Source organism: Methylobacterium sp. Leaf456, from assembly GCF_001425465.1.
In the GTDB taxonomy this organism is placed as follows: domain Bacteria; phylum Pseudomonadota; class Alphaproteobacteria; order Rhizobiales; family Beijerinckiaceae; genus Methylobacterium.
The window spans coordinates 280,846-287,523 of record NZ_LMQV01000042.1 but is presented as its reverse complement, the minus strand read 5'-3'; the positions used below and the strand labels follow the sequence as shown (position 1 = coordinate 287,523).

Here is a 6,678-nt window from a genome sequence, read left to right as displayed (position 1 = left end):
TCCGCGACGTCGATCTCTGCGTTGGAGCCTTCAAACCCTTCCGGCAGGTGGGTCCTTTTTGGACGCCGATCCTGGGTCCCGATTGGACGCCGATTGACAGCCGCCGCTCTCGGAGTGAGCCTCGATCAGCTCGAAGGGGCGCACGCGGACCTGATGGCGTCGGTCGGTCTACCGAGCGGTGTCCTCGCCATGCCTGGCGTGATCGAACTCCTGCACGCCTTCGCCAAGATCACGAAGCCCGAACTCCGTGCCGCCGCGTTGGCCGCCGTTGCAGGGATAGCGAAGGTGCCTGCCGTGACGGCGCCAGCTCGGCTGAAGCTCGTCGAGGCCAAGGCCGACCTGACCTCTCGGGTAGCCTGATGCCCTGCCTCCGCTCGATCACTGCCGGGGCATCGTGTGTCCCCGACACCCGAGGCTCACAGGCGATCAACATCACCGAAAGCCCCTGTCCTAAACCGCAAAATCGGGCGTCCGGGATGTCCTCAGGACACGATTTGCGGACACGGCGGACAAGGCAAAATCGGGGTTGGAAATGGCCCCGCTCTTGAGATGTGGGCCAAACCTCGATTGTGGGGGAAACATCAAAAACGCCAATCCCTTAGCCACAGCCCGTCCCAGGGTGCTTAGAGGATAGTTCCTAGGGGCACTCCGAAGGGTCCCTCTGAGTGGGATGAAGACCCCAAAGTGAAGGGACATCCCCTTCCTCCGAGCCCGGTCGTCGATCGGCCGCGCGCCCGCAGAAATTTCCGCAATTGATTGCACGTGAACCGAGGAGCCTCAGGGTGATGATGCAGCGTGAAGGCGCCCTCGGCGCCCTGATCGGCCTCGCCGTGGGTGACGCCCTCGGACACCCCCTGGAGTTCTCCAAGAGGGACACCCTCCCACCCGTGACCGGCTACCGCGCAGGCGGCCCGCACAAGCTGAAGGCCGGCGAGTTCACCGACGACGGCACGCAGGCGCTCTGCCTCGCGCAGAGCCTCATGGACAGCGGGGGCGTGTTCGACCCGATCGACTTCCTGAGGCGGCTCTCTGCCTCCTACCGGAAGGGTCATAACTACGTGACGGGCCGATGCTTCGACATCGGCAATCAGACCGTCCGTGCGATCCTGGCCTTCGAGGAGACCGGTTCGGTCCGCAACAACGAGGATGAGGGGGCCCAGGGCAACGGTGCTCTGATGCGGCTCGCGCCGGCTGCGATCGTCGCCTCCTCCGAACACCAGGCGGTGCGGCAGGCGATCGAGCAGGCCGCGACCACGCACGCCTCGCCTGTGTGCCTGGAGACGGCCGAGGAGCTGGCCGTGATCCTGTGGCATGCGATCGAGGGCCGACGACCGGCGCTCGGAGATCTCAAGGGCTTTCCCCGGGAGAAGGTAGTCTCCTCCGGCCACGCCGTGGCGGCGCTGCACGCGGCGAAGTGGGCGGTGGCCAACACCTCGACCTTCGAGGAGGCGGTCCTCCTCGCGGTCAATCTCGGTGACGACAGCGATACGGTCGGCGCCATCACCGGGCAGATCGCGGGCGCGATCTACGGCGTGAGCGCGATCCCGAAGCCGTGGCGAGACGGCCTCGCGTGGCAGGCCCATTTCGCGTCAGCGGCGGCCAACCTAATCATGCTCCGATGAGCGAACCCACGAACGCGCTCCGCAATTAATTGCGCGTCCCCTGGCGGCTTCAGCTTGACGGCGAGTCGCCAGGCTTCAACGTCTTGGGCGGGAACACCGAACCACACCGTAGGACCTCTTAAGCCTCTCGCTAGGCGCTTTATCGCCCAGCTGTGGTCTGCTTCCGCCATCCGCCGTAACCAGCCTTTGGCAGGTGTTCCGGCGCCGGATCCCAGCCCATCAGGGTCGAGAGCTTCATGCAATCCCTGAGGTCCGCCATGTGGAGCCCGTGCCGCCCGAAGTAGCGGCAAAGACGGCGGTGCGTCTCGTCGAGCCGACCAGGGGCGGGATTGGCGACAGGCTCGGTATTTGCCGGGGAGGCTTGGCCTTTATGCCCTCCTTCTCAGCCGTGTCCATAACGGGCCGCTAACCCTATCCCGGAAATGGCTTGGGAGAGGTGTAGCGGGGGGGCTTCGGCGGATCGGTGGGGCCGGTAGCATCGCCCCATGAGAACCGTCTCCGCCGCCCTTTTCCTTACTCTCGCGACCGCTCCGGCCGCCGCGCAGAACGCGAACCCATCACCCTATCTGCCCGACGACGGCCCGGGGTCGGCATTCCCGCGCACAGGCGACAGGTGGCTCTACGCGGTGAGGCAGCCGGCTAGCCGCGGGCAGGACAAGTTCACACGCGTCGATGCGGTGCCAGCGCGTGGCAGCGGATCATGGACCGTGACGGTGACATGCGGCTTGGTCTCCAACCGCACCGGAAAGGAGACAGACGTCATCGTCGGCAAAGGCACGATGGGGCGTGGCCGCATGCCCATGATCGGCGGCAACTGGGTCTTCCCCGGTTCGCCTCGGACGGGCGGGCATATCGATCAGGCACCCTCTGACGGCGACCGCCTCGATCTGATGTCTCATTTTTCGGACACCAGGTGCGCATCAGGCCGCGGCGACCTCTCGTCGGGCGACTGAGGCGCGCCGTGCCCGGTCACTGCGCGAAGCTCCACATACCGGAAACAGCATTGAGGCCGTGGCTTTCTTCCTCGTTTCCAGCGTTGGCGCATCACCTTCGAATTATGCGCCTCGCGACCATCGCCCTGGTCCTCCTCGTCACCCCGGCTGCGGCCGGCGGGGTGGAGCACAAGACTGCCGAGTACATAGCCGCGTTCGCCAAAGCGCGAGCCTACGCGTTGGCCCATCTCGGGGAGGAGCAGCCCCTGTCCTGCCGGCGCTCCATAGGAGCGCGAGCGGCGAGTGTCGTCTTGCAGCGGTGCCTCGACGTATCGGCATCGTCGCGGAATAAATGCATGCCCCGGGATGGCTGCGAAGACGTCCTGCAGCGGCTATTCTGGCACTGCTCATTCTGGAAAGGGGACGTCCCGTGCGTCTATCCGGAGGACGGCGGCGAGGCCCGTCAGCCTGCCGACCGGATCGACTGGCGACCGAAGCCCGCGAAGCCGTAGGACTGACGACAGCGATAGGGTCGGCGCCATCCCCGGACAGATCGCAGGGGCGATCTACGGCGTGAACGCGATCCCGAGGGCGTGGCGGGACGGCCTCGCGTGGCGGACCCAGTCGCGTCAGCAGCGGCCAACCTTCTCATGCTCCGGTGAGCGGGTGGCGGGGAGGCGCCCCGCAATTAATTGCGCGCTCCATGGCGGCCTCTAGCTTGACGGTGAGCCACCGATCTCCAACGTCTTGGGCGGTAACGCCGAACCACCCGGGGGCCGCGATCCGCACGCACCAAACCGAATTGAAGCCAGTCTTCCACGATCCTGAGAAGGCCGCAGATCGCCAAGCTGCGCTCGCGGTCCTAGCCTCCCACCTGCCGATCCTCACTGCGCCGGGCCTCGTGTTCGGGATCTCGGCGCCCGCGCGCTCAGCCGGTGATGGCGTGACCGAGATGGGCTACTTCAGCCTCGGTCCCGAGGCAGCGGCCTTCATGGCCGATGTCTACGCCTACGGCTGGGTGCGGGACTTCGACTGGATGAGCTGGTCGCACACCTTGGAAGGGCGGTGCCTGCTGCACGATCCGACCGCGTTGGAGGCCGCCAACGAGGAAGGCCTCGCTAGGGTTCTGACCGTGTGCATGCGCCAAGCCCATTGGGGCTCCGAGGATCTCGATGATCGCTTCCGAGAAGGCTTGCTCACCCGCCTCATGGAACGAGCGGCAACGCTATGCCGCTCGTGCAATTGATCGCACATCGTAAGCTCGCTCGCACCTCATACTAGAAAAATGCGGCGGCCTGTGAACGGTGGACTTCGCTGCTGCGATCGGACCATGCCGTCGCTCCTCACCATCCACTTCTCCGCGCACAACCAAGCTTCAGCGGACGCGCTCGAACTTGGCAATCCAGTAGTTTGCAAACTCACCAGCGGTCATGTCTCTGCGGCCACCATTCCACTCGACTGCCTTTTTTCCAACAATCAAGGCAGCCGGGCTGTTTGGACGCATCAGCAGTGCAATCGCGCCACCGGCACCTTGCTGATGGGCAAGGTAGATTTCTCCGGCAGAGGGCTTGCGGCCCAGCGCCTTCTCCAGACGGGCCTCGTTGTCTTTCCACAACTGAGCTGCCGCCTCCGCGTTCGCCTGGGCATCGAACGGATTGGTAAGGCCATACGCCCGCGCCGTCTTCGGAACGAACTGGAAGAGGCCCGCGGCGCCCGACTTGGGGTGATAGGCTGCGGGATTCCAGCCACTCTCGATCTGCGCCATACGCGAGAACGCTCCGGGGTCGATGCCTTTGCGCTCTGCGACGGTGACGATGATGACTTTTGCAGCGGCAAACTGCTGGGTATCAATGGGTGCCGCCGCTACGTTGGCGTGAGGTAAGGTGGCCAGGATGGCCGCGGAAGCGAAATAGGTCTTGGACATCGTCAGCCCCTGTCGGTTGCTGACGCCCTAGAAATACGATGACACCGGAAGCCGTCCGCCGCTCATCGGAAGTAAACGGAAATGGGGGGTCGAAGCTTGGGGGCTGAAGACGTCAGATTGGGATCTCCACCTGCGCATGCCAGCTTTGGCGCCTTATTGCGCTGGCACTTGCAGTGGGGCACGAGGCCTTCCGGGAGAGCAGGCCGACCTGGGAAGAGCTGGGGCAGAAAAGATTTTGCTGCCGAAATTAATGTATCCGAAAGATCTCTCAACAACTGGCTGAATGATAGAAACGTACCTGACAATTTACTAATCATAGAAAGCAAGTTATTTGGCACAAGAATTGAGCATTATTCTGAAATTTATGGAAAATGGTGCTCAGAACTACGTATCGCCCACGATCTCACGCGTCAAAAAATAAAAAATCAAAAGCCTACACCAGAGTCAGAGCCTGAACGCACGGTAGCGGTCGATACAGCAATTGCGACCAATATTGCCGATCTGATCGAATTTGTTCGCAGTAGTGGGAGAACCGCAAATGCTCAAAAGCAAGGTTTTTCAGAGCTGGCGATCCGCAACATTGTCAGTAGGCTGGGCGGCGAAGGCATATCGCGCGAAGACCTTCTCTCCTGGATCGATAACTGGATCGAGAATGCCCTCAAAGAGTTGGGCAAACGGAGCAACGAAGACGATGCTTTCGAGGCCGCGCGGCGAGAGGCAGAGATGCGTTTCCAAGCTGGACGGCTGAAGGATGCGTCCGCCGCGTTTGTCGAGGAACTGCAACGTGAGGAAGCGCAAGAGCAAGAATATCAGGAAAAGCGTCAGGACAGGCGTCTGAGTCTTTTAGAGGAAGCCATCCGCTTCGACGAACTCGCCATTAATCCTGAAGGCGTTGTCAAGAACCTGCGTTGGATGGCAAAGATCAAAGGCATTGATGGGCCGAAGGCTCTTGGCGATTGGTTTGTGGCTCGTAGTCATAAGTTTTACAAGCGCGGCGTTCAAAGTGGGCAAAATGCGCTGCTGCTAATCGCAATTGCCGTCTACCGTGCCGCCGCCGAGGAGCAAACCCGTGAACGTGACCCGCACCAGTGGGCGTCGATCCAGAACAAACTGGCCAACGCACTTCTAATTCTTGGGGGGCGCGAGAGCGGCACCGCACGGCTTGTCGAGGCGGTTGCAACCTACCACTTAGCTCTCAAGGAGTTTACTCGTAAACGCGCACCAATTAATTGGGCCAAGACTCAAAATAATTTAGCCTGCGCGCTTGAGACCATTGGAGGACGTGAGAGCAACACTGTACGGCTTAAAGAAGCTGTCATTGCCTACCGCCGCGCTCTCAAGGAATCGCCTTATAAACGCAACCCACATCAGTGGGCATCGATCCAGAACAATTTGGCAAACACACTTGTAACTCTTGGGGAACGTGAGAGCGGTACCGTACGGCTCAAACAAGCTGTAGCCGCATACCGCCTCGTCCTCAAGGAGTTTACCCGCGAACGGGTACCACTCGACTGGTCTCGGATCCAGAATAATTTGGCTAGTGCGCTCGTGACACTTGGAAAGCGTGAGAGCAGTACCACACGACTCAAAGAAGCTGTTGACGTCTGTCATGCCGCCCTTGAAGTGCGAACCCGCAAACACGTCCCGCTTGATTGGGCCAGGACACAGCAGAACTTGGCCAGTGCGCTCGTGACCCTGGGGGCTCGAGAGAACAGCACCGTGCGGCTTGAGGAGGCTATTGACGCCTGTCACAACGCTCTCAAGGAACGAATTCGCGAACAAGTTCCTCTTGATTGGGCCGAGACGCAGCACACCCTAGCCAACGTCTTTGCAATCCTCGGAGAGCGTGAAGGCGACACCACGCGACTCGAGAAAGCTGCCGCCGCTTACGGCCTCGCTCTTGAAGAGCGAACCCGCGAACACGTTCCTCTCGATTGGGCTGAGACACAGCACACCCTAGCCGACGTCCTTGTCGTCCTTGGAGGTCTCGAAAGCGACACCGCGCGTCTCGAACAGGCTGTCACTGCCTACACTGACATTTCGGAGGAGCGTATCCATGAGCTTGGCTCACGCAAGTGGACCGAAATCCAGCGCAAATTGGACTTAGCCGCGAAGGAATTGCAGACTCGGAGACGTTCCGTCCCTGAGGTGCCTCCCTCCTTCTGACATCCGAGCCGTGGGCATCACCTTGCGCAATTAA

General features: G+C 61.6%; 7 protein-coding genes. 6 read left to right on the top strand and 1 reads right to left on the bottom strand.

The window, feature by feature from the left end:
- The first annotated feature begins 114 nt into the window (after positions 1–114).
- From ASG52_RS21530 to ASG52_RS21510, 5 genes are all read left to right on the top strand, one after another.
- A complete protein-coding gene (locus ASG52_RS21530) occupies positions 115–360 on the top strand; it encodes a hypothetical protein (protein ID WP_056247604.1) in 246 nt (81 codons plus the stop codon).
- A 425-nt stretch (positions 361–785) separates the two neighbouring features.
- Positions 786–1,622, top strand: a complete 837-nt coding sequence (locus tag ASG52_RS21525; RefSeq protein WP_056247601.1) for an ADP-ribosylglycohydrolase family protein — start codon at positions 786–788, stop codon at positions 1,620–1,622.
- 485 nt (positions 1,623–2,107) lie between these two features.
- The gene (locus ASG52_RS21520; protein WP_056247598.1) at positions 2,108–2,575 is read left to right on the top strand and encodes a hypothetical protein; all 468 of its coding nucleotides are present in this window, start codon (positions 2,108–2,110) and stop codon (positions 2,573–2,575) included.
- Between the two features lie 345 nt (positions 2,576–2,920).
- Positions 2,921–3,271 carry an ADP-ribosylglycohydrolase family protein gene (locus tag ASG52_RS28815; RefSeq protein WP_502691099.1) on the top strand — a complete coding sequence of 117 codons (351 nt, stop codon included), beginning with the start codon at positions 2,921–2,923 and terminating at the stop codon, positions 3,269–3,271.
- 7 nt (positions 3,272–3,278) lie between these two features.
- Positions 3,279–3,800, top strand: coding sequence for a DUF6508 domain-containing protein (locus ASG52_RS21510; protein ID WP_286159129.1), 522 nt, complete (start codon positions 3,279–3,281; stop codon positions 3,798–3,800).
- A 129-nt stretch (positions 3,801–3,929) separates the two neighbouring features.
- Here ASG52_RS21510 and ASG52_RS21505 read toward each other — a convergent pair whose 3' ends face one another.
- Positions 3,930–4,478 carry a transglycosylase SLT domain-containing protein gene (locus tag ASG52_RS21505; RefSeq protein ID WP_056247591.1) on the bottom strand — a complete coding sequence of 183 codons (549 nt, stop codon included), beginning with the start codon at positions 4,476–4,478 and terminating at the stop codon, positions 3,930–3,932.
- 96 nt (positions 4,479–4,574) lie between these two features.
- Between ASG52_RS21505 and ASG52_RS27490 the strand changes: the two genes are divergently transcribed.
- Entirely contained in the window at positions 4,575–6,644 is a 2,070-nt protein-coding gene (locus ASG52_RS27490; RefSeq protein WP_162250016.1) for a tetratricopeptide repeat protein, read from the top strand.
- Positions 6,645–6,678: the final 34 nt, after the last annotated feature.